Annotated in this window: 22 protein-coding genes and 2 tRNA genes; 14 read left to right on the forward strand and 10 right to left on the reverse strand. The window is 67.3% G+C overall.

The annotated features are described in order from the left end of the window. Positions 1–29: 29 nt before the first annotated feature. A complete protein-coding gene (locus tag FHS98_RS08210; protein WP_167102739.1) occupies positions 30–785 on the reverse strand; it encodes an SDR family oxidoreductase in 756 nt (251 codons plus the stop codon). 23 nt (positions 786–808) lie between these two features. Beyond that, positions 809–1,735, reverse strand: a complete 927-nt coding sequence (locus FHS98_RS08215) for an SDR family oxidoreductase (RefSeq protein ID WP_167102742.1) — start codon at positions 1,733–1,735, stop codon at positions 809–811. A gap of 193 nt (positions 1,736–1,928) precedes the next feature. Here FHS98_RS08215 and FHS98_RS08220 point away from each other — a divergent pair, with 193 nt between their 5' ends. Next, positions 1,929–2,732, forward strand: a complete 804-nt coding sequence (locus FHS98_RS08220) for an SDR family oxidoreductase (protein WP_167102745.1) — start codon at positions 1,929–1,931, stop codon at positions 2,730–2,732. After that, complete coding sequence (locus FHS98_RS08225; protein ID WP_167102748.1) at positions 2,729–3,202, forward strand: VOC family protein; 474 nt, start codon at positions 2,729–2,731, stop codon at positions 3,200–3,202. The genes FHS98_RS08220 and FHS98_RS08225 overlap by 4 nt, the downstream gene beginning before the upstream one ends. Here FHS98_RS08225 and FHS98_RS08230 read toward each other — a convergent pair. Then, a complete protein-coding gene (locus FHS98_RS08230; RefSeq protein ID WP_167102751.1) occupies positions 3,194–3,718 on the reverse strand; it encodes a VOC family protein in 525 nt (174 codons plus the stop codon). The genes FHS98_RS08225 and FHS98_RS08230 overlap by 9 nt on opposite strands. Continuing rightward, positions 3,715–4,551: a sugar phosphate isomerase/epimerase family protein gene (locus FHS98_RS08235; protein WP_167102754.1), complete on the reverse strand. Its 837-nt coding sequence runs from the start codon at positions 4,549–4,551 to the stop codon at positions 3,715–3,717. The genes FHS98_RS08230 and FHS98_RS08235 overlap by 4 nt, the downstream gene beginning before the upstream one ends. A 71-nt stretch (positions 4,552–4,622) precedes the next feature. Here FHS98_RS08235 and FHS98_RS08240 point away from each other — a divergent pair, with 71 nt between their 5' ends. The 4 genes from FHS98_RS08240 to FHS98_RS08255 are packed head-to-tail and all read left to right on the forward strand — an operon-like array spanning position 4,623 to position 7,973. Then, complete coding sequence (locus FHS98_RS08240; protein WP_167102757.1) at positions 4,623–5,843, forward strand: aromatic ring-hydroxylating oxygenase subunit alpha; 1,221 nt, start codon at positions 4,623–4,625, stop codon at positions 5,841–5,843. An 18-nt stretch (positions 5,844–5,861) separates the two neighbouring features. Beyond that, the gene (locus FHS98_RS08245; protein WP_167102760.1) at positions 5,862–7,022 is read left to right on the forward strand and encodes an acyl-CoA dehydrogenase family protein; all 1,161 of its coding nucleotides are present in this window, start codon (positions 5,862–5,864) and stop codon (positions 7,020–7,022) included. Continuing rightward, the gene (locus tag FHS98_RS08250) at positions 7,022–7,336 is read left to right on the forward strand and encodes a Rieske (2Fe-2S) protein (RefSeq protein WP_167102763.1); all 315 of its coding nucleotides are present in this window, start codon (positions 7,022–7,024) and stop codon (positions 7,334–7,336) included. Before FHS98_RS08245 ends, FHS98_RS08250 begins: the two co-directional genes overlap by 1 nt. Continuing rightward, on the forward strand, positions 7,329–7,973 hold the full coding sequence (locus FHS98_RS08255; protein ID WP_208402115.1) for an FMN-dependent NADH-azoreductase: 645 nt from the start codon (positions 7,329–7,331) through the stop codon (positions 7,971–7,973). The genes FHS98_RS08250 and FHS98_RS08255 overlap by 8 nt, the downstream gene beginning before the upstream one ends. On the opposite strand, the gene FHS98_RS08260 is transcribed toward FHS98_RS08255, so the two are convergent. Beyond that, positions 7,919–8,434: a MaoC family dehydratase gene (locus tag FHS98_RS08260; RefSeq protein ID WP_167102766.1), complete on the reverse strand. Its 516-nt coding sequence runs from the start codon at positions 8,432–8,434 to the stop codon at positions 7,919–7,921. The genes FHS98_RS08255 and FHS98_RS08260 overlap by 55 nt on opposite strands. Positions 8,435–8,512: 78 nt before the next feature. Between FHS98_RS08260 and FHS98_RS08265 the strand changes: the two genes are divergently transcribed. Genes FHS98_RS08265 through FHS98_RS08275 form a run of 3 tightly spaced genes read left to right on the forward strand, consistent with a single transcriptional unit; the run spans position 8,513 to position 11,399 of the window. Continuing rightward, positions 8,513–9,373 (forward strand): acyl-CoA thioesterase domain-containing protein, encoded by an 861-nt coding sequence (locus tag FHS98_RS08265; protein ID WP_167102769.1) that lies wholly within the window; start codon positions 8,513–8,515, stop codon positions 9,371–9,373. Between the two features lie 12 nt (positions 9,374–9,385). Beyond that, a complete protein-coding gene (locus FHS98_RS08270) occupies positions 9,386–10,147 on the forward strand; it encodes an SDR family NAD(P)-dependent oxidoreductase (RefSeq protein WP_167102773.1) in 762 nt (253 codons plus the stop codon). 25 nt (positions 10,148–10,172) lie between these two features. Beyond that, positions 10,173–11,399, forward strand: coding sequence for an NAD(P)/FAD-dependent oxidoreductase (locus FHS98_RS08275; protein WP_167103073.1), 1,227 nt, complete (start codon positions 10,173–10,175; stop codon positions 11,397–11,399). 76 nt (positions 11,400–11,475) lie between these two features. Here the strand turns inward: FHS98_RS08275 and FHS98_RS08280 are convergent. Beyond that, positions 11,476–11,565, reverse strand: a tRNA-Ser gene (locus tag FHS98_RS08280). 170 nt (positions 11,566–11,735) lie between these two features. Between FHS98_RS08280 and FHS98_RS08285 the strand changes: the two genes are divergently transcribed. After that, on the forward strand, positions 11,736–12,497 hold the full coding sequence (locus FHS98_RS08285; protein WP_167102776.1) for a DUF1134 domain-containing protein: 762 nt from the start codon (positions 11,736–11,738) through the stop codon (positions 12,495–12,497). 100 nt (positions 12,498–12,597) lie between these two features. Beyond that, complete coding sequence (locus FHS98_RS08290; protein ID WP_167102778.1) at positions 12,598–13,092, forward strand: hypothetical protein; 495 nt, start codon at positions 12,598–12,600, stop codon at positions 13,090–13,092. A 3-nt stretch (positions 13,093–13,095) separates the two neighbouring features. Here FHS98_RS08290 and FHS98_RS08295 read toward each other — a convergent pair whose 3' ends face one another. After that, the gene (locus FHS98_RS08295; RefSeq protein ID WP_167102781.1) at positions 13,096–13,980 is read right to left on the reverse strand and encodes a peptidylprolyl isomerase; all 885 of its coding nucleotides are present in this window, start codon (positions 13,978–13,980) and stop codon (positions 13,096–13,098) included. Positions 13,981–14,046: 66 nt separating this feature from the next. Between FHS98_RS08295 and FHS98_RS08300 the strand changes: the two genes are divergently transcribed. After that, positions 14,047–14,137 (forward strand) — tRNA-Ser (locus FHS98_RS08300). 84 nt (positions 14,138–14,221) lie between these two features. Here FHS98_RS08300 and FHS98_RS08305 read toward each other — a convergent pair. Beyond that, complete coding sequence (locus FHS98_RS08305; protein ID WP_167102784.1) at positions 14,222–14,362, reverse strand: hypothetical protein; 141 nt, start codon at positions 14,360–14,362, stop codon at positions 14,222–14,224. 197 nt (positions 14,363–14,559) lie between these two features. On the opposite strand from FHS98_RS08305, the gene FHS98_RS08310 reads away from it, so the two are divergent. Beyond that, positions 14,560–15,162, forward strand: a complete 603-nt coding sequence (locus FHS98_RS08310; protein ID WP_167102787.1) for a TIGR02466 family protein — start codon at positions 14,560–14,562, stop codon at positions 15,160–15,162. Here the strand turns inward: FHS98_RS08310 and opgC are convergent. After that, positions 15,149–16,357 carry an OpgC domain-containing protein gene (gene opgC, locus FHS98_RS08315; protein WP_167102790.1) on the reverse strand — a complete coding sequence of 403 codons (1,209 nt, stop codon included), beginning with the start codon at positions 16,355–16,357 and terminating at the stop codon, positions 15,149–15,151. The two genes, FHS98_RS08310 and opgC, sit on opposite strands and share 14 nt — an antisense overlap. A gap of 767 nt (positions 16,358–17,124) precedes the next feature. Here opgC and FHS98_RS08320 point away from each other — a divergent pair. Then, positions 17,125–18,063 (forward strand): crotonase/enoyl-CoA hydratase family protein, encoded by a 939-nt coding sequence (locus tag FHS98_RS08320; RefSeq protein ID WP_243847931.1) that lies wholly within the window; start codon positions 17,125–17,127, stop codon positions 18,061–18,063. On the opposite strand, the gene FHS98_RS08325 is transcribed toward FHS98_RS08320, so the two are convergent. Further along, positions 18,029–19,993, reverse strand: a complete 1,965-nt coding sequence (locus FHS98_RS08325; protein WP_167102793.1) for an EAL domain-containing protein — start codon at positions 19,991–19,993, stop codon at positions 18,029–18,031. The two genes, FHS98_RS08320 and FHS98_RS08325, sit on opposite strands and share 35 nt — an antisense overlap. Positions 19,994–19,996 lie beyond the last annotated feature (3 nt).

A 19,996-nucleotide genomic window follows, 5' to 3' on the forward strand; every position in this document is an offset into this window, starting at 1 on the left:
GATCGCTGGCTGGCGAAGTAGCGCCAGCCTCAGAAGGGGCGGATCGTCACCGCATTGTCGACGACGAATTCGGCGCCGGTGACGAAACGCGATTCATCGGAGGCGAGGAACAGCACCATCGCGGCGATGTCGGCCGGAGCCCCCTTGGAGCCTGCGGGCAGCACGCCTTCGGGCACCGCCTGCTCATCGCCGGGCCTTCCCTCGGCCTCCTGCACCATCGGTGTCTCGATCGCGCCGGGATGCACCGAGTTGCAGCGGATCTTGTAACCCTTCTCCTGACACATCACCGCGATCGACTTGGTCATCGACCGCACCGCGCCCTTGGCGGCGGAGTAGGCGAAGAAGATCGGGTAGCCGAGCAGCGCGCCGGTCGACGACATGTTGATGATCGATCCGCCACCGCCCCTGTTCATCAGCGGAATGGCATATTTGCAGCCGAGGAAGACACCCTCGCTCATCACGGCATTGACGAAGCGGAACTGGTCCAGCGTCGTCCCCTCGACATCGGCGGAGAGCACGACGCCGGCATTGTTGACGAGGATATCCAGCCGGCCGAACCGATCCTCGATGGCGCGGATGGTGGCGATCCATTGCTCCTCGGAGGCGACGTCGAGCGCCATCGCCACGCCGCCGATGGCATCGGCGACCTTCTGCGCCGGCTCCAGCCTCACGTCGGTGACGATGACGACGGCGCCTTCGCGGGCCAGCGCCTCGCAATCGGCCTTGCCGAGCCCCGAGCCGCCGCCCGTCACCAGCGCCACCTTGCCGGCCACCCGTCCCGTCATCCTCGTCTCCCTCGCGCGCGTCGTCAGGCCGCGCCGCCTTCGTTGAAATAGTCCGGCATCCCGCCCGGCCACACCACGCCCCACTGAGCCTGACCGCCGTCGATAATCATCAGGTCGCCATTGACGAAACGCGCCGCCGGCGAGGCCAGATAGACGATCGCTTCCGCCACATCCCACGCATTGCCGCGCACCTTCATCGGATTGGCCATATGGAAGCGCCCGAGCGCCTCCTCGGGATAGACGCCGAAACCCTCCGTCTCGATCACGCCGGGGCCGACGCAGTTCACCCGGATGCGGAAGGGCGCCCACTCGGTCGCGACCGTCCTGGACAGATAGATCACGCCCGCCCGCGCCGCGCAGGTGTGCGCCGCCTGCGGCATCCCGCGTTCGACATTGGCGACCATGTTGATGACATGCCCCGGCTGGCCCTCCGCCCGCCAGCGTCGGGCGGCCTCCTGCATCATCCACCAGGTGCCGTTCAGATTGGTGTCGATCACCGCCAGCCAGCCCTTGCGGCTGAAATCGATCGCATCCTGCGGGAATTGTCCGCCGGCATTGTTGACCAGGGTGTCGAGCCCGCCCAGCCGGTCATGCACCTCGCCGATCAGCGCCTCGCAGGCATCGGGATCGCGGATGGTCATGGCGCGGATCAGGATGTCGCGCCCGGTGGCGGCGCGGATCGCATCGCGCGTGGCTTCCAGCTTCTCCGCCGCCCGCCCGCAGATCGCGACGTCGGCGCCCAGCCGCGCGGCGAGGAAGGCGGCCGCCTTGCCCATGCCGCTGCCGCCGCCGGTAATCAGGATGCGATGGCCGGCGAGCAGGTCCGGCCGGAATACCGTCTCGCGCGTCGCCAGCGCCGCTTCGTCGAGCCCGCGTTTCGGCCGCGTGGGATCGCTCGGATCGGGGCGGGCCTGGGGGCGCGGCGGGGCGGTCGGCTGGTCATCGTCCATCGGTTCATGTGGCTCCCTGTTGCGACCGGCTTAGCATGTCGCTTGCAAAAAACAATCATAAATGTCTTTTTTATGAGGCTGCTTCACCTCGGAAACCGGGATTTTGTGCTGCGTTTGCGAGCGACGGGGTTGTGCGGATCGAGTCTTGAAAAAAGCAGTCATGAATGTCTTTATCGAGTAAAAGGAGAGGAGCATGGCCGATCTGACGGGAAAGGTGGCGGTGGTCGTGGGGGCTGCCGGCCGGGGCAATATGGCGCAGGCGATCGCCCGGCGCCTGGCGGCCGACGGCGCGCGGCTGGTGGTCGCCGGACGCGATCCCGAGCCGCTGGCCGAGTTGGCGGCGGAACTGGGCGGCCTCGCCGTCGACGATTGCGACCTCACCAGCGAGGCGGATCTGGCGCGGCTCGCCTCCACGGCGCGGGAGCGTTTCGGCGGGGTGGACATCGCCGTCAACGCCACCGGCTGGGGCCTGCTCCGCCCCTTCCTCGATACGTCGAAGGAGGAGATCGAGCGGATCACCGCGCTCCAGTTCGTCGGCGCTTTTCTCTTCTATCAGGCCATGCTGCGTGTGATGCGCGACGGCGGGTCTCTGATCCAGATATCCTCTGCCACGGCGACGATCATGCTGGAGGATCACGCCGCCTATATGGGCACCAAGGCCGGCGCCGATCATGTCATCCGCTGCATCGCCAACGAGTTCGGCCATCGCGGCATCCGCGCCAATTCGGTCGCGCCGGGCTTCACGGTGACGCCGATGACCGGCAAGGCCGGCCGCAACCCGGCCGTGATCGCGGCCTTCGCCAGGGAATATCCGCTCGGCCGGGTGGGCACCAGCGAGGATGTCGCCGAGGCGGTGTCGTGGCTCGCCTCCGATGCCTGCTTCCTGACCGGGCAGACGCTTCAGGTGAGCGGCGGCCTGACGCTGCGCCGCAATCCCCGCAATGCGGAGATCGTCGCGGCGGTGCAGGCGGCGAAGGCCGCCGGGGCGCCGTCATGATCCGGGGCGTTCACCATCTCGCCGTCTCGACGCCGGACATCGGCCGTTTCGTCGATCATTATGAACGCTGGTTCGGCTTCGAGCGCTGCGGCGGCGGGGGCTGGGAGCCGGGCAACGACCGCATCGACACCATGGTTGGCTTGCAGGACAGCGCGGCGCGCTACCAGATGATCCGGCTGGGCAATCTCTACATCGAGGTGTTCGAATATTCCGCGCCGCAGGGCCGCGAGATGCATCCGCGGATGTGCGATCATGGCCTCATCCATTTCTGCTTCTATTGCGACGACGTCTTCGCCGAATATGAGCGGCTGAGGGGGCTGGGCATGGAGTTCGCCTGCCCGCCCGGTGGATCGGCGGCGACGCGCGCCACCTATGGGCGCGACTGTGACGGCAATGTCGTGGAGCTGCTCCAGATCGTCGACGAAAGCTGCGGTTTCGCTTTCGGTCGCGCGGTGGCGCTGTCAGCCTAGTTCGCGCAGCAACGTCGCGGGATCGCCGTCCCAGCGCTCGGCCGCCTTGCGGACCGCCGCGAAGAAGGCGCGGATGGCCGGCTTGTCCTCGACGATCTCGATCATATGGCCGAGCGCCACGGCGGTATCGACATAGGCGTAGCGCATCGGCCCGAAGCGACCGTCCGCCGCCACCGCGAAAGCCCGATCGGTATAGTGCGCCAGCGCGGCGTCGAAATCCCCGGCGATGAAGGCGACATGGTGGAAACCGATCGTCCCCGCCGGCACCGTGTCCCGATAGGCGGACGGGCTGTCGTCATGTTGCTCGACGAGCTCGATCTGCACCTCGCCATGCTGCGCGACAGCGGTGGAGAAGCGCGTGGCGGTCGGCTGGCCGCGATAGCGGGGCTGATCCAGCTTCAGTTCGCGGTTGACGAGGAAGGGGCCGATGCCCGTGGTCGCGTGCCAGCGGTGCGCCGCGGTGGCGAGATCGGGCACGACCCAGGCGTGCTGGATGATCTGCGGACGGAAGCTCATGGCCGTGCCTCGCTGGTGGCTCGGGGGAGAAGGTGGCGCGTGGCCGTCACGGCCCGGCGCGCCCGTTCGCGTGCGCTGACACCGGCCTTGCGCGCGGCGGCCTGCGGCACTTCGATGTCGATCACCGTGCCCGGCCGGATCGCGGCGAGAGTCGCGGCGAGCGGGAAGGCGCCGTCGCCGGGCAACATCCGCTCGCGGATCGCTTCGTGCCAGCGCAGATCGGCGGCGATGTCGGAAGGGCCGTCCGAAAGCTGGAGATAGCCGATCCGGTCGCGATGCCGCGCTACGTCCGCCGCGCCGCCGCCGCTGCGCACGAGGTGCAGCATATCGCACACCAGCGCCACATTGGCGCGATCCGCGGCGGCGAGGATCGCGGCCGCCCGATCGATCGTCCGCACCGCCGAGAAGCCGTTGAACTCCAGCCCGACGATGATGCCGAACCCCGCCGCCATGTCGCAGAGCCGGGCCAGCCGCCGCGCGCCTTCGGCCTCGTCGGCATCATGGACATGCGCGGTCGCGCGTGTCGCGCCGAGTGCGTGGCCGACCGCCAGCGCTTTCCCGAAACCCGCCCAGTCGGGATCGGAATCGAGCGGAAAGACCTCGATGTTGCACAGCGTGACGCCCGCCTTGCGCAACGCTTCCGCCACCGCCGGCACATCGCCCTCGCCGACACGGGGATAGACGTGCCGCGCGGCCTCCGGGACATGGGCGAACAGGCAGACATGATCGCAGCGCAGTTCCCCCGCGATCGCGATCAATTCCTCCGGCGTGGCATCGAGCGCCGTCAGATGGTGCAGCGAAAGGGCGTGCGGTGTCGATAAAAAAGCATTCATGATTGTTTTTATGTCGAACTGTGCTAGGTCGAGTCAATCGGCAACGACAAAAGACCGACGGGACAGGATCGATGGATGCCATCCACCACGACCGGGCACGGGACGATTATCAGCGCATGGACGACGAGCGGGCGCGCAAGGGGCCGCCCGAGGGCTTTCCCAGGCTGCCCGACATTCCCGGCCGTCGCTATGTCGATCCCGAATTTCTGACGCTCGAGAAGGATCGCATGTGGAAGCGGGCCTGGCTCTATGCGGGCCACACCGATCAGGTGGCGACGCCCGGCCGCTGGTTCCTCACCCGCAACACCGGCGCGCCCGTGATCGTGCTGCGCGACCTGAAGGGAGAGGTCCGCGCCTTCTACAACACCTGCCAGCATCGCGGCGCGCCGCTGGTGACCGGAGACGCGGGCGAGGCGCGCGGCTTCGTGTGCGGCTATCATGGCTGGAGCTACACGCTGGAGGGCAAGCTGACGGCGGTGCGCGACAAGCGCGATTTCGTCGAGCTGGACTTCGCCTGCCGTTCGCTGGTGCCGGTCCGCTGCGAGATGCTGGGCAGCCTGATCTTCATCAACGAAGACCCGGACGCCCAGCCGCTGATCGATCATATCGGCCCGATGGCTAGGGAGCTGGATCAGTTCCAGCTCGACCGCCTGCGCCTCGTCGACAGCCGCAGCTATGAGGTCGGCTGCAATGTGAAGGTGCTGCTCGACGCCTTTCTGGAGGTCTATCACATCAAGTCCATCCACCAGTCGACGGTGGACCGCTTCCTCGATCATCGCGGCATGATCGTCACGCTCTGGCCCAATGGCCACAGCCGCATGTGTACGCCCAACAGCCGGCCGGACTGGAAGGATCCCGGCACGATCGGAATGCCGCGGATCGATACGGTGGGCGATCTCGCGGCCAACAACAATGTCAGCTATCACATCTATCCCAATTTCGTGATGCCGCCTTCGGACAGCGGCATTCCGATCCTGCAATTCTGGCCGACGGGGCCGCGAAGCTGCCGGGTGGTGTCGAGCTGGATCGCGCCGGACCATGATCCCGAGCAACCGCATCCACTCTGGGAGACGCGCATCCGCAACTGGGAGCGCATCCTCTACGAGGATCTCCAATACGCTCCCCAGATCCAGGACTCGCTGGAGAGCGGCGGCTTTCGCGGGATACCGCTCAATTATCAGGAGCGGCGGATCTACCATTGGCATGAGGAGCTGGATCGCCGGATCGGGCTCAATCAGGTGCCGCCGGAAGCCCGCGTCGAGCAGGTGCTGGGCGACTGGGTGACGCGATAGGACAGGCGGGGGAGAGGCATGGATTTCAGGCTCACGTCCGAGCAGGAGGAATTGCGCGAGGCGGCCCGCGTTTTCGCCCGCGCCGAGTTGCCGGCCATCGCGGCCGCGTGCGAGCGCGACAACAGGCCGCCCAGCCATGAACTGGTGAAACGCTATGCCGAGATGGGGTTCCTCGGGATCAATGTGCCGGAGGCTCTGGGTGGCCTCGGCCTCGGCAATCTCGAAGCGCTGATCGTGCTGGAGGAGTTCGCCAGGATATCCTCGGCGGTCGCCTTCCCGATCTTCGAATCCTCGGTCGGCCCGGTGCGGGCGATCGAGCATTTCGGGTCGGACGCCTTGAAGCAGCGGATCGTGCCGGCGGTGTGCCGGGGCGAGATGGTGGTGGCGATCGGCATGTCCGAGCCGGACGCGGGCTCGGCGCTGACCGATCTCAAGACGAAGGGCGTGGTGAAGGGCGACAGGCTGATCCTCAACGGCACCAAGCGCTGGTGCTCGGGCGGCGGCCATGCCGATGCCTATCTCGTCTATTGCCGCCTGTCGGACGATCCCGGCCCGAAAGCGATCGGCGCGGTGGTGGTGGAAAAGGGAATGCCGGGCTTCGGCTTCGGCCCGCCGGAGCAGTTGATGGGCTTCCGCGGCGTGCCCTCGTGCGATCTGCATTTCGACGATGTCGAGGTGCCGCTCGACCATATCGTGGTGCCGGCGGGCGGCTTTCGGAAGCTGATGGAGACGTTCGATCTCGAACGCTGCGGCAATGCCACCATGGCGCTGGGGCAGGCGTCCGGCGCGCTGGAGGACGTCGCCGCTTATGTTCAGGAACGCAGGCAGTTCGGGAAGGCCATCGTCGAGTTCCAGGCGGTGCAGCTCAAGCTCGCCGAGATGCATATGAAGGTGGATGCCGCCCGTCTGCTGATCTGGCGCGCGGCGGCCAATGCGGAGGATGGGTTGCCCTCGATCCTCGACAGCTCGACCGCCAAATGCTTCGCCAATTCGATCGCGCGCGAGGTGGCGGGGGAGGCCGTGCAGTTGATGGGCGCCTATGGTTATTCGCGCGAATTCCCGATGGAGAGGCGGCTGCGGGACAGTTGGGGCTGGGGCATCGCCGGCGGCGCCATCGATATCCAGAAGGTCAACATCGCCAGCGCGATGCTCGGCCGCCGCTTCGATCAGAGGCGCTGATGGCCCGCCACCGCATCGCTCCGCTCAGCGAGGTGCCCGAAGGGGCCAACAAGGCGTTCGACGTAGCCGGGCGCTCCGTCCTCCTCTGCCGCAGCACCGCCGGCCTGTTCGCGGCCGACAATATGTGTACCCACGCCTTCTCCCATCTGGAAGGCGGGCGGGTGAAGGGGCCTTATCTCTTCTGCCCGCTGCACGGTGTCCGCTTCGATCTGCGCAACGGCACGCCGTCGGGCAATCTCACCAGGAAATGCCTGCCGGTCTATCCCGTCCATGTCGAGGACGGGACGGTCTTCGCCGAGCTTCCCGATGACTAGGGCGATCGGCCGCCTGCTTCATGTCGAGGCGAGCCCCCGCGGAGGGCGCTCGCGGTCGGCCTCGGTCGCGCGGCGGCTGATCTCGGGGCTGACTGGCGTGCAGGTCGAGCGTCTGGGCCTGTTCGAGGCGGATCTGCCCGAGCTGGACGGCCCCGTCATCGAAGGACGCTATGCCCTGATCGCCGGCGATCCCGTCGGCGAGGCGGTGCGCGGTGACTGGGATGCGATCCGCGAGAAGACGGCGCATTTCCTGTCGTTCGATGCCTGGCTGTTCAGCGTGCCGATGTGGAATTTCGGCATTCCCTACCGGCTCAAACATTATATCGACCTCATCACGCAGCCGGGCATGACCTTTTCGGTCGTGGACGGCGAAGGGCGGGGCCATGCCGCCGGGCGCAGCGCGCTGATCGTCGCGTCGGGCGCGCTCGACGTCCGGCCGGACGGGCCGTTGGCCGGTTTCGACTTCCAGCGCGCCTATCTCGAATCCTGGCTGCGCTTCATCGGCGTCAGCGCCATCCACACGATCCATGTCCGCCCGACCTACGGGCCGGAGGATGTCGTCGAGGCGGCGATGGCGACGGCCTATGCGGAGGCGGAGGCGCTGGCCGCGTCCCTCTGCCTGCCGGAGCGGGTGTAGACGAGGTTGATGCTGGTGAAGCTCACCGCCTCCTCGCCACGCTGGTTGACGACGGCGTAGCGCGTGATGGCGGTGCCACGATCGCTGCGCGAGGCCGATGGGCGCAGCTCGACGATTTCGGAGGTGACATGGATGCTGTCGCCGGCGCGGACGGCTTTGCGCATCCGCACTTCGTCCCAGCCGACGCCGCAGACGAAGTCGATGTCGGAATTGATCTCATGATCCATCTGCCGCCAGAGCGCGAGGACGTGGATGCCGCTCGCGACCACCTCGCCGAAGACGGAGCCGCGCGCCAGCTCGGCATCGCTGTGGAACCATTGCGGATCCCACTCGCGCGCGAAGGCGAGGATATCGGCCTCGCTGACGGTGCGGGCCGCGGAGCGGCGGACCTCGCCCACCACGAGATCCTCGAAGCAGCGGCTGGGACGGGCGGCGGAGAAGGGGCGGGCGGTTTCGGTCATCGGCATCACCTCGATAGGATCACAGCTTCCCCTCCGGCGGCGGCTTTGCCAAGCCGTTCGGACAGCAAGGAGAAGCCCGTGACCGATCGTGGCGGCGTACCGGCCAATCTGTTCGTCTTCGACGAAGTGGCGCCCGATGTCTTCACCGTGCCGCCGACCGGTGGCCCGCTGGAGCGCCTGTTCGGAGGCCATGTGCTGGCGCAGGCGCTGGCGACCGCGCAGCGCGGCGCGCCGGCCGGCCGGCTGGTGCATAGCTGCCACGCTTATTTCGTGCGCGCCGGCCGCGTCGACCGGCCGATCCGTTTCACCGTCCACCGCGACAGCGACGGCCGCAGTTTCTCCGCCCGGCGCGTGCAGGCAACGCAGGACGATGCGGTGATCCTGAACCTCGCCGCCTCCTTCCATGTCGAGGAGGAGGGGCCGGGCCAGCAGACACCCATGCCCGCCGTGCCCGACCCGGAGACGCTGCCGTCGCAGGATGACGTGATTGCGGCGGCGCTGCCCGGAATGCCCCCGCACCGCGCCGCCTTCTGGGATCGGGACATCGGCATCGACTTCCGTTCGGTGGAACCCTTCGTCACCGTCTCGCCGTCTCCGTCGCTGCCCCGGCGGGCTCTGTGGTTCCGCTTCAGGAAGCCGCTCGGCGACGATCCGGCCGAGCATCAGCGGATGCTCTGTTACGCTTCCGATCTCTATCTGATGCACACCGGGCTGCTGCCGCTGGGGGTGAGCTGGTGCGATCCGCGCTTGCAGGATGCCAGCCTCGATCATGCGATCTGGTTCCACCGGCGCTTCCGCGCCGACGAATGGCTGCTCTACGCGATGGACAGCCCGTTCACGGGCGGCGCGCGCACGCTGGCGCGCGGAACCATCTTCACGCGGGACGGCCGTCTGGTCGCCTCGGTGGCGCAGGAAGGCCTGGTCCGTCTCAAGGATTGAAGAGGGAAAGACATGGAGATCAAGGGTGCATCGGCGATCGTGACGGGGGGCGCCTCCGGGCTCGGCGGAGCGACGGCGGCGATGCTGGCCGCGCGCGGCGCGAAGGTGGCGATCCTCGATCTCAACGAGGAGGCGGGCCGTGCCCATGCCGATGCGATCGGCGGCCTCTTCCTGCGCGCCGACGTGACCGGCGAGGGCGATGTCGGGGTCGCGCTCGATCGTGCGGCGGAGGCGCAGGGCGTCGCCCGCATCCTCGTCAACTGCGCCGGCGTCGCGCCCGCGATCAAGACGGTGTCGAAGGAGGGCAAACCCCATCCGCTCGACGCTTTCCGCAAGGCGATCGAGATCAATCTGATCGGCACCTATAATCTGATCGCCCAGTTCGCCGCCCGCCTGTGCGTCGCCGAGCCCGTGGGCGAGGAGCGCGGCGTGATCGTCAACACCGCCTCGGTCGCCGCCTATGACGGGCAGATCGGGCAGGCGGCCTATGCGGCCTCCAAGGGGGGCGTGGTGGGGCTGACGCTGCCGGTGGCGCGCGATCTCGCCCAGCATCGTATCCGGGTGATGACGATCGCGCCGGGCATCTTCCTGACGCCGATGCTGATGGGTCTGCCGCAAGCCGCGCAAGACAGCCTCGGCACGCAGGTGCCGCATCCGAGCCGGCTCGGCCGGCCGGAGGAATATGCGCGGCTCGTGGAGAGCATCCTCGGCAATCCCATGCTGAACGGCGAGGTGATCCGGCTCGATGGTGCGATCCGCATGGCACCGCGTTGAGGAGGGACGGGACGTGGGAAACGCAATGCGCACCGATGTCGTGATCGTGGGATGTGGCCATGGCGGCGCGCAGGCGGCAATCGCGCTGCGCCAGCGCAAGTTCGCGGGCAGCATCGCGATGATCGGGGAGGAGCCCGAGCTTCCCTATGAACGGCCGCCGCTCAGCAAGGATTATCTGGCGCAGGAAAAGCCCTTCGAGCGGATCATGATCCGCCCCGCCGCCTTCTGGGCCGAGCGCGAGGTGGAGATGCTGACCGGGCGGCGTGTCGTCACGGTCGATCCCCAGGCGCATGTCGTCACCACCGATGACGGCACGACGATCGGCTATGGCCAGCTCATCTGGGCAACGGGCGGTCATCCGCGGCGCATCGCCTGCGAAGGCCATGATCTCGCCGGCGTCCATTCGGTGCGCAGCCGCGCCGATGTCGACCGGATGATCGCCGAGCTGGGCTCGACGGAGCGGGTCGTGGTGATCGGCGGCGGGTATATCGGGCTGGAGGCGGCGGCTGTCCTGTCCAAGCTCGGCAAGCGGGTGACGGTGCTGGAAGCGCTCGATCGTGTGCTGGCACGGGTGGCGGGCGAAGCCCTGTCGCGCTTCTACGAGGGCGAGCATCGCGCGCATGGTGTCGATGTCCGGCTGGGGGCGAGGGTCGAGAGGATCGCGGGCACGGACGGCCGCGTCACGGGCGTCGCCCTTGCGGACGGCGAGATCATTGCGGCGGAGATGGTGATCGTCGGCATCGGCATCCTGCCGGCGGTCGAGCCGCTGATGGCGGCCGGCGCGGAGGGCGGTAACGGCGTGGCGGTCGACGAGCATGGCCGTACGTCCCTGCCTGATATCTTCGCCGTCGGGGATTGCGCGCTCCATGCCAACGGGTTTGCCGGCGGCATGGCGATCCGCCTCGAATCCGTCCAGAACGCCAACGATATGGCGACCACGGTGGCCAAGGCCATCACCGGCGAGCCGGAAGCCTATCATGCGGTGCCCTGGTTCTGGTCCAACCAATATGATCTCCGGCTCCAGACGGTCGGCCTCTCGACCGGCCATGACCGTGCGATATTGCGCGGCGATCCGGCTTCGCGCTCCTTCTCGATCGTCTATCTGAAGCAGGGCCGCGTCATCGCGCTCGACTGCGTCAATGCCGCCAGGGACTATGTGCAGGGGCGTGCCCTCGTCCTTACGCGCGCCACCGCCGACCCGGACAGGATCGCCGACTCCAACACCGCGCTGAAAGAGCTCTCTGGCCCCTGACCCTCGTGGGGGCACGGATGGACGAAGCGGAGAATGCGTTCGAAAGGGCCGGCGTGACCGATGCCTCTGGGGCTTGTGGCGGAGACGGAGGGATTCGAACCCTCGATACGGTTTCCCGTATGACGCTTTAGCAAAGCGTTGGTTTCAGCCACTCACCCACGTCTCCGGGCCGGCTTCGGGGGGCTATAGCGACGGTTTTCGGACTGCACAACTGCCTCTGCGCGGTGAAATGTGCTGCCATTGAGTCGTGCCGCATCCATCCCCCTTGCCATTCATTGCGTGCTAAGGCGCTTCGCGGTTAACCAGAGCCTTGAGAAGTTGGGGAGCACAGGTTTCATGACGATCATCGCCCGTCGGCTCGGGGCCGCCGCCGGCATCGCGGCTCTCGGCGGATTGCTGGCTCAGCCGGCCGCAGCGCAGATCCGCACGGTCGACCCGTCCTCCGCTCAGGCCCATGCCGACGCGCTCGGCAACGGCCAGCCCGAAACCAGCGGCCCGGCCTATACCCCTCCGCTCGCCGAGGATCGCGGCGCCCCACCGCCGGCATCCGCCCCCGAAGAGAGCGAGGAGCGCGCCGCCCCGCCGTCCACCAACGCCTCGCGAGCCTCGGATTCGCAGACCTATCAGGAAAGCGACGTGCTCGACGCCGCCGAGGGCGTATTCGGCCGCGGCACCGAGGGCCTCGCCAAGATCATCGAGAAGATCCTCAAGGATCAGGGCCGCCCCACCGCCTATATCTCCGGCCGCGAGGCGAGCGGCGCCTTCGCCATCGGCCTGCGCTACGGCTCGGGCGTGCTGCACCACAAGGTGGAGGGCGACCGCCCGATCTACTGGACCGGCCCGTCGCTGGGCTTCGACATTGGCGGCAACGCGTCGAAGGAATTCATCCTCGTCTACAATCTCTACGACAGCCAGGATGCCTATCATCGTTTCCCGGCGGCGGAGGGCACCGCTTATTTCATCGGCGGCTTCACCGCGAGCTATCTGCGCCGTGGCGACATCGTGCTGATCCCGATCCGGCTGGGCGTCGGCTGGCGGCTGGGCGCCAATGTCGGCTATATGAAGTTCACGCCGCAATCGAAGCTGCTGCCCTTCTGACCGCGCGCTTGTCCATCGTCGGCCGGGCGGGTTCAGCGCCGGTTCAAGCCCATGAGATACAATGGTTTCTCCAGGCAACCCCTCCGCGATGGAGAGAGAGATGGCACGCGACAGCATGAGCCGGGGGCGGCTTCGCAGGGCGCTTCCGCTGCTGGCGCTGGCCGGCGCGGCGCTGGCGCTCGGCGGATGTGTCGACGACGGCTATGACGGCTACGGAGTCTATGGCGGCGGCTTTTACGGCGACGTCTATGGCGATGGCTATGGCGGCTATGATGGCTGGCCGGGCTATGGCTGGTATGACGGCTTCTATTATCCGGGCACCGGCTTCTATGTTTACGACCGTGGCGGCCATCGCCACCACTGGAACGGCCCCGGCCATGGATGGAACGGCGGACACGGCTGGGCCGGCGGGCATGGCAACCCCGGATGGAAGGGGCATGGCCCACACGGCTGGAACGGGCGCCCCGGCGGCGGCTGGCATGGTGGAAACGGAGGCCGAGGCCCCGGTGGCCATGGCTGGCACGGCCCGTCCGGCGGTTCTGCGCATAGGGCGGTTCCTGCTCCCGCCCCCTCGCGCAACGAGCGACCGCGCTAGACCCTAATGCCGAGGCCGGACGGGCACCGGCGCGTTGCAGAGATCGACCCCGCCCGCCGGGCGCACGAAGAAGGCGTCGCGCCGGTTGGCGCGCGCATCGAGATAGGCGGCGAAGGCCGGCGAGTCCCCGCGCATAACCTCGAAACGCGGCCGCTCGGCGGCGGGCATGTCGGCCGCGATCCGCACCCGGCGAATCGCGAGCCTCTGTCGCGCATCGGTATAGAAGCCCAGATCGCCCGTTCCGCGCGGAAGCGCCGCCAATAGCTCGATCCCCTCCACGATCCGGCCAACCAGCGCGATGTTGCGATCGAGATGGCGCGGCGCCTGCCCGATCACCGTATAGAGTTCGGCGCCGGTCCCGGTGTCGGGCGGCATGTCGCGGCCCACGCCGACCATCCCGTAGCAATGGGTCAGCCACGCCGTCCGGCCGTCGCTCGCGACCGGCCAGCCATCCGCATGGCCGACACGCGGCGCATAGGCATCGGGCGAGCCCAGCGGCCGCACCGTCAGCCCGGCCAGCGGCCGCTCATATTCCGCCGGCGGATGCGCGATCACACCGGCCGGAAGCGGCTTTTTCCCGTCGGCACCGCCCCATTGGACGACATAATTATCCTGCACGCGCACCACCGCGCTGCCATCGAACCATCCCGCGCGGGCGAGCGCCCGGATGTTGGCGACGTGGACGGGCGCGAAGTCGGGCGCCAGTTCGATCACGACGCGCGGGCCATTGGTGAGATCCATCACCAGCAGATCGTCGGGCGCAACCGCCTGCCACGCGCCGGGAGGCGCCGCAGCGACGATCTCGCCCGGTGACAGGGCGGCAGGAGGCGGCGACGCCGCCGTCAGCAGAAGGGCGAGAAAGGCGGGCGACAGGACGGATCGACGCATTCCGGCAGCCTGCCATAGCGCGAGAGCTTGCGGAAGCGCTCCGATGTCGCTAGCAGCCCCCGGCACGGAGCGGTGGCCGAGTGGTCGAAGGCGCACGCCTGGAAAGTGTGTAGGGGTCCAAAGCTCCTCGAGGGTTCGAATCCCTCCCGCTCCGCCATCTTGATGATCCTTCCAGATTCGCGATGACCACGGGCCTGCATCCCGTGCAGGCTCCATCCGCCTTTCTGAAGAGGTTTCCGCCTTATCGTGCGGTCGGCGCGGTGCGATGCAGGCGATCGAGGCGGACCAGCGCCGCCAGGATGTCCACAGGCAAGGCTTGACCGGCAGGCTGGGTCACCTTCGGCCCGAGCGGGGCTTTTCGTGTCGGCAGCGGCTGGCTCAAGGTTAAACTCCCGTTAGCCCTCTTGATAACGGCTGGCGGCCCCGAGAGTTTAGGGTTCGACCAAAGTTAAATGCCGATGGGCCATTTTGTGGGGCGTTTCCGGCGCGGGGGCCATCATGTTGCGGCGGCTCCGCGAGTCCTGTAGGTCGCGCGTCCATCCCGGCAGGGACGATCCGAATATCGGGGCTTGGCGGCGGATGACGACCCGGACACTTTTCGCGACACGTTTCTATCAGGGCGAGCTGGACGACACCGGTCTGCTCGCCGAGCTGGAGGAGGCCGCGCTGTCGCTCGCCCGCGAGGATCGCGCGGGGCGCGCCTGGAGCAGGCAGCAGGGCTATCCCGGCTACACCTCCTATGCGTCGCTGAACGATCTGCCCGTCCGCAATCCGGTGTTCGACGATCTGCGCCGCGCGCTCGACAAGCATGTCCGTCGCTTCGTCGACGAGGCTTATCTCGATCTGGGCGGGCGCCGGCCGAAGCTGGACAGCCTGTGGGTCAACGTCCTCAAGGGATCGGGTGGTCATTCCGGCCATATCCATCCGCACAGCATCGTATCGGGCACCATCTATGTCCGCGTGCCGGAGGGGGCGCAGGGGCTGAAGCTGGAAGATCCGCGCCTGCCGATGATGATGGCGGCGCCGCTCCGCCGCCGGGACGCGCCGGAGGAGGCGCAGACCTTCGTCTATGCGACGCCCTTAGAAGGCAGCATCTTCCTGTGGGAGAGCTGGTTGCGGCACGAGGTGCCGGCCGGGCAGGCGAAATCCGAACGGATCAGCATCAGCTTCAACTATCGCTGAGTTCCGGGGCCGCGATGCGGGCGCAGGAGCGCCGGATGTGCCTGGCGGGCCGAATGAGGGCGTTGGCCGCGCGCGTGGTGAGGCGGTCGGCGGCGGTGGCCGTTGCATGGATCAGGCCGGGGAAGGAGAAGCGGCCCGCCTCGCCCGGCTTCCCCCGCGCCAGCGCGCGATCATAGGCGAAGATCACCGCGATCACGACCATGAGCAGCAGCAATGCGGATGGCGCGGCGCCGAGCTGCGTCGCGATCGTCCGGGGCCAGAAGGTGATGATGACATTGCCGAAGCCGAAGCCGAACAGCGAGCGCCGGCCAAGCACGAGCAGGGCATCGGGCACCCGCCGCCCTCGGGTCGCCGCGACGGCGGCGAGGATCAGCACCAGCGCGAACCCGCCCATGATGAAGGTGTAGGCCGGGTGATTGAGGTTGCGCAGGCGCATCGAGGAGAGGCTGGTCAGGTCGATCGGCCCGTAGCGGGTCTGGGTCAGCGACCAGAGGCCCGCCGCCGCGAAGAGCAGCGGCAGCGGCCACAGCCTTCCGCGCGGGGAGGCGCCCGTCAGCCAGCGCCCCAGCAGGAAGCCCGCGAAGACCAGCACCAGGCTATGGAGGATGGACGGCCCCGCGATCTGGGGGACGCTGCCCGTGCCGATCGTCAGATCGACGATCCGGGCGAGGATCGGCTGGCCCATCACCGGCGGCGGCGTCGGCAGGCTCTTGAGCTGCGGGAAGGCCAGATGTACGCAGACGGCGGCGGCGAGGCACAGCGGCGCCGGCACCCGCCGCAGCAGCAGGATGGCCAGCGGCATCGCCATGAACATGATCGTATAATATTGCAGGATGCCGGCATAAGGCGTGCTGCCGAGCATCAGCGCGCAGAGGAAGGCGTATCGCGCGCTGTAGGGCACGGCGATCCACAGCGCGATCACGTTGGCGAGGAACAGCAGATAGCACTGGATGCCCCGCGCCCAGCTCCGTCGGGTCAGCGCCTTCAGGCCGTCACGCTCCGCGCGGGGCAGGTGGACCAGCGCGATCATCGCGCCGAAGAGCAGGATGAAGATCGGCGTCGAGGTGCGGATCACGATGCCGATCAGCGGCGAAGGCATGGGCGTGCCCACCTGAACCATCGCATGGGCCGTCAGGGCGAGCAGCATCGCCCAGGATCGGGCGACATCCAGGCCATAGATGCGCTTCGTCGCCACCACTCCGCCTGTCCCCTTGGCCGCAATCGGGTGCCCCTGCGTTCCTGGACGAGGGCTGCCCGCAGATGCGCTCAGGCTACCATGAAATCGGTGGCCGGGAAGTTGGGCGCACTCGGCACATGGTGCGGATCACTCGCCTCGACGCTGAATATGGTGCTGCGTCGAGGCCCGGCAGGGTTTGGGTGTTGTCCGATCCAGAAGGCCGAGGTCGGGGAGTGGGGCGCCTTCGATGATGGGGGTGCCGTTGGCGCCAGTCACGGCAAAGTCGGATGCGTGATGATCTGGCGATTGGTACAATAGACGCCACGGAAATCTCGATCAGGATTTCCGCCGATTTATTATTCGAGCAGGGCGTTTCGAGTCCAGATTCCCGCCGGCCGGCCGGGATGGGGCGAGATTTGGTGCGCTGTCGTCGGAGCGGATTCGGCGATATCTATGGCTGATTATTTGCAGCAGATAGCCCTATTTCGGCGAAGGGCGCGTGTTGCGACGCACAAAACCATAAATCTTGGCGGATGGCGATCGGAGGAGAATCGCTCCGATCTGGGGCACCTTGTCCGATTTCGGCGCGGACAGCGCCGCGGGTTCGACATAATATCGAGGCAACAGGGAGAGGGGCGGGTCGCAGGCGGCAAAAAATGCCGGGCCGGCTCCGGGCGTCTCAGACTGATACGGCGGCGCAACAAACCGCCTTGTCGGCGAACATCGATGGCGCGACTAAACATTTTGCTATAGTTAATATGTTGTTGGCGTTTGTGGGGCTCGATATGGAAAACCAGCACAGTCAGCTCTTGGGCGAAGACAAGCATTTGCTTGATGCCGTCGACCTCTCTCATTCGAGCGATGTTGACCGGCCCCGCCCAAGATATCGCTTCGATCTTTCCGAGATCGAGGTCCGTTGGGATCCCTCGACGCAGGCGTTGTGGAGTTTCATGACGCCGACTCTTCGGCCCGCATTCAATCCGCTGTTGTTGCGCGATCTTCAGGCCTGGCAGAACGAAATCGGGCGGAGCTTTGCTTCGGGTGATCCGCAGCTCAAATATGTTATTCTGGGCTCGCGGGTGCCTGGAGTGTTCAACCTCGGCGGCGACCTTGCGGTTGTCGCCGACATGATCGAGGCGGGCGATCTCGATGGCCTCGTCCGCTATGCCTATCTGTGCGTCGAGATCCTTTATCGCAACATGACGGCGCAGGGGCTGCCGGTCGTCACCATCGCGCTCATCCAGGGCGAGACGGTGGGCGGCGGCTTCGAGACGGCGCTCTCCTTCGACGTGCTGGTGGCGGAGCGTCAGGCGCGCTTCTCGCTGCCGGAGAATGCCTTCGGCCTGTTTCCGGGCGTGGGGGCGCACTCGATCCTGACCCGCCGCCTCGGCGCCGCCAAGGCCGAGCAGATCATGCTCAGCGGCAAGACCTTCACGGCGGAGGAGCTATACGACATGGGCCTGGTCCATGTGCTCGCCGAGCCGGGCGAGGGCGAGGCGGCAGTGCAGGATTATATCGCCCGCAACGGCAAGCGGCAGGGCGGCCATCTCGGCATCTACCGCGCCAGCCGCGAGGTGAACCCGATCACCATGGAGGAGCTTCAGCGCGTCGCCCGGATCTGGGCGGAGACGGCGCTCGGCATCGGCGGGCAGCATGTGAAGGTGATGCGCCGGCTGGCCGGCATTCAGGCTAGGCGTTCGACCGAACTACCCGCAGGGGCGTGATCCGGGGCGACACCGTGTCGGCGCCGTTGGGCGTGCCGGCGAGGTAGCCGGCGATGTGCTCGCGCGGCATGGGACGGGCGAAGAGATAGCCTTGCCCTGCCGCGCAGCCGAGCCCGGCGACATAGTCCTCCTGTTCGGTCGTCTCGATCCCCTCGGCGATCACCGAGAGGTCGAGCGACTTGGCGAGGCTGGAGATCGCCTGCACGACGGCGCGCGTCTCGCTCTGCCGGTCGGGGCTGCTGATGAAGGAACGGTCGATCTTGATGCGATCGAACTTGTAGCGGCACAGATAGCTCAGCGACGAATAGCCCGTGCCGAAATCGTCGAGCGACACCCGGATGCCGAGCTTCTGGAAGCCGTCGAGCAGGCCGGCGGCGTTGGGATTGTCCTCGACGATCGCGGATTCGGTGATCTCCAGCTCCAGCCGGCGCGGCGAGAGGCCGGAGGCCATCAGCGCCTCCACCACCATGGTCGGCAGGTCGCGGCCCTTGAGCAGGCCGGCCGAGATGTTCACCGCCACCGAGATGCTGTCCGGCCAGCGCTGCGCCTCGGCGCAGGCGACGCGGAGCACCCAGGCGGTGAGCGAATCGATGATGCCGATGCTCTCGGCGATCGGCACGAAGGTGCTCGGCGGGATGTTGCCGTGGATCGGGTGGTGCCAGCGCAGCAGCGCCTCGAAGCTCTCGACCCGCTTGGTGGAGAGATTGACGATCGGCTGGAAATGGAGGTCCAGCTCCTCCTGCGCGATGGCGCGCTTGAGATCATGCTCGAGATGCTGCCGATCGACGAGGCGGCGCTCCATCTCGGGGTCGAACAGGATGACGCGGTTGCGGCCCTTGGCCTTGGCCTCGTAGAGCGCGACGTCGGCATGGCGCAGCAGATCGTCGGACGAGATGCCCGGCGAGGAGATGGCGATGCCGACCGAGACGGTCAGGTCCATCATCCCCTGACCGGAGCCGACCGGCTTGGCGATCACCTCGCGCACCATCTCGGCGAGCTTCATCGCGTGCTCGACATTCTCGACCGGCACGACGACGATGAACTCGTCGCCGCCGAAGCGGGCGACGCTGGCCATCGGGGTCGCGAATTTGGAGAGGCGCGAGGCGACATGGTGGAGCAGGTCGTCGCCTGCGGCATGGCCCATCGTGTCGTTGATCTGCTTGAAGCGATCGAGATCCAGCCACAGCACCGCGATCGCCTGCTCATGGCCGTGGAGCAGCCGCTCCAGCGTCAGGCGCAGGGTGCCGCGATTGTCGATGCCGGTCAGCGGATCGGTCTTGGAGAGTTTCTCGTAGACGGTCGCGAGCTGGAGCTTCTCCTGCCGGTCGATGAACGCCTCCAGCACCGTCTTGTAGGTGAGGAGCGTGATGTCGGTCACGACGATAATGAAGAGCAGATTGGCGACCGCCAGCAGCATCCCCGCCGGGCCGCGATCGGTGAGGAGCAGGCCGATGCTGATCGGCAGCGCGCTCGACAGGAGCTGGCCGATGGCGATGAAGGGCCGGCCGGTGTTGCGGCCGGCGGCGCCCGCCGCATAGCCGGTCGCCAGCGTCGCCATCAGCGCGTGGAGCCTGAGGTCGGTGCTGACGAGCAGGATCTCGAGTGTCAGCAGGCCGAGCAGCGCGGCATAGCTGACCGCGCCGATATCGTACAGAATCTCCCACTTCTTCGCGCCGGCGCTGAGATTGCCGGGGCGGAAGAAGCCGAAGCTCGCCACGCGCAGCGCGCCGCACAGCGTCAGCAGAAGGCCGGTCACCTCGATGAGCGTGGTGCGGCAATAATAAGAGGTGACGGCCGCCACCGCGCCGCCGAGCAGGGCGCCGATGGCAAGCGAGGCGCGGGAGGCGTAGAGCGCCTCGATCAGCGCGACTCGCACCGCATGATTCAGCTCCTTGTCCTTGGGGCGGACCTTGAAGACATTGAGGAGCACGGC

This window comes from Sphingomonas oligoaromativorans, assembly GCF_011762195.1.
GTDB classification, from domain to species: Bacteria; Pseudomonadota; Alphaproteobacteria; order Sphingomonadales; family Sphingomonadaceae; genus Solisphingomonas; species Solisphingomonas oligoaromativorans.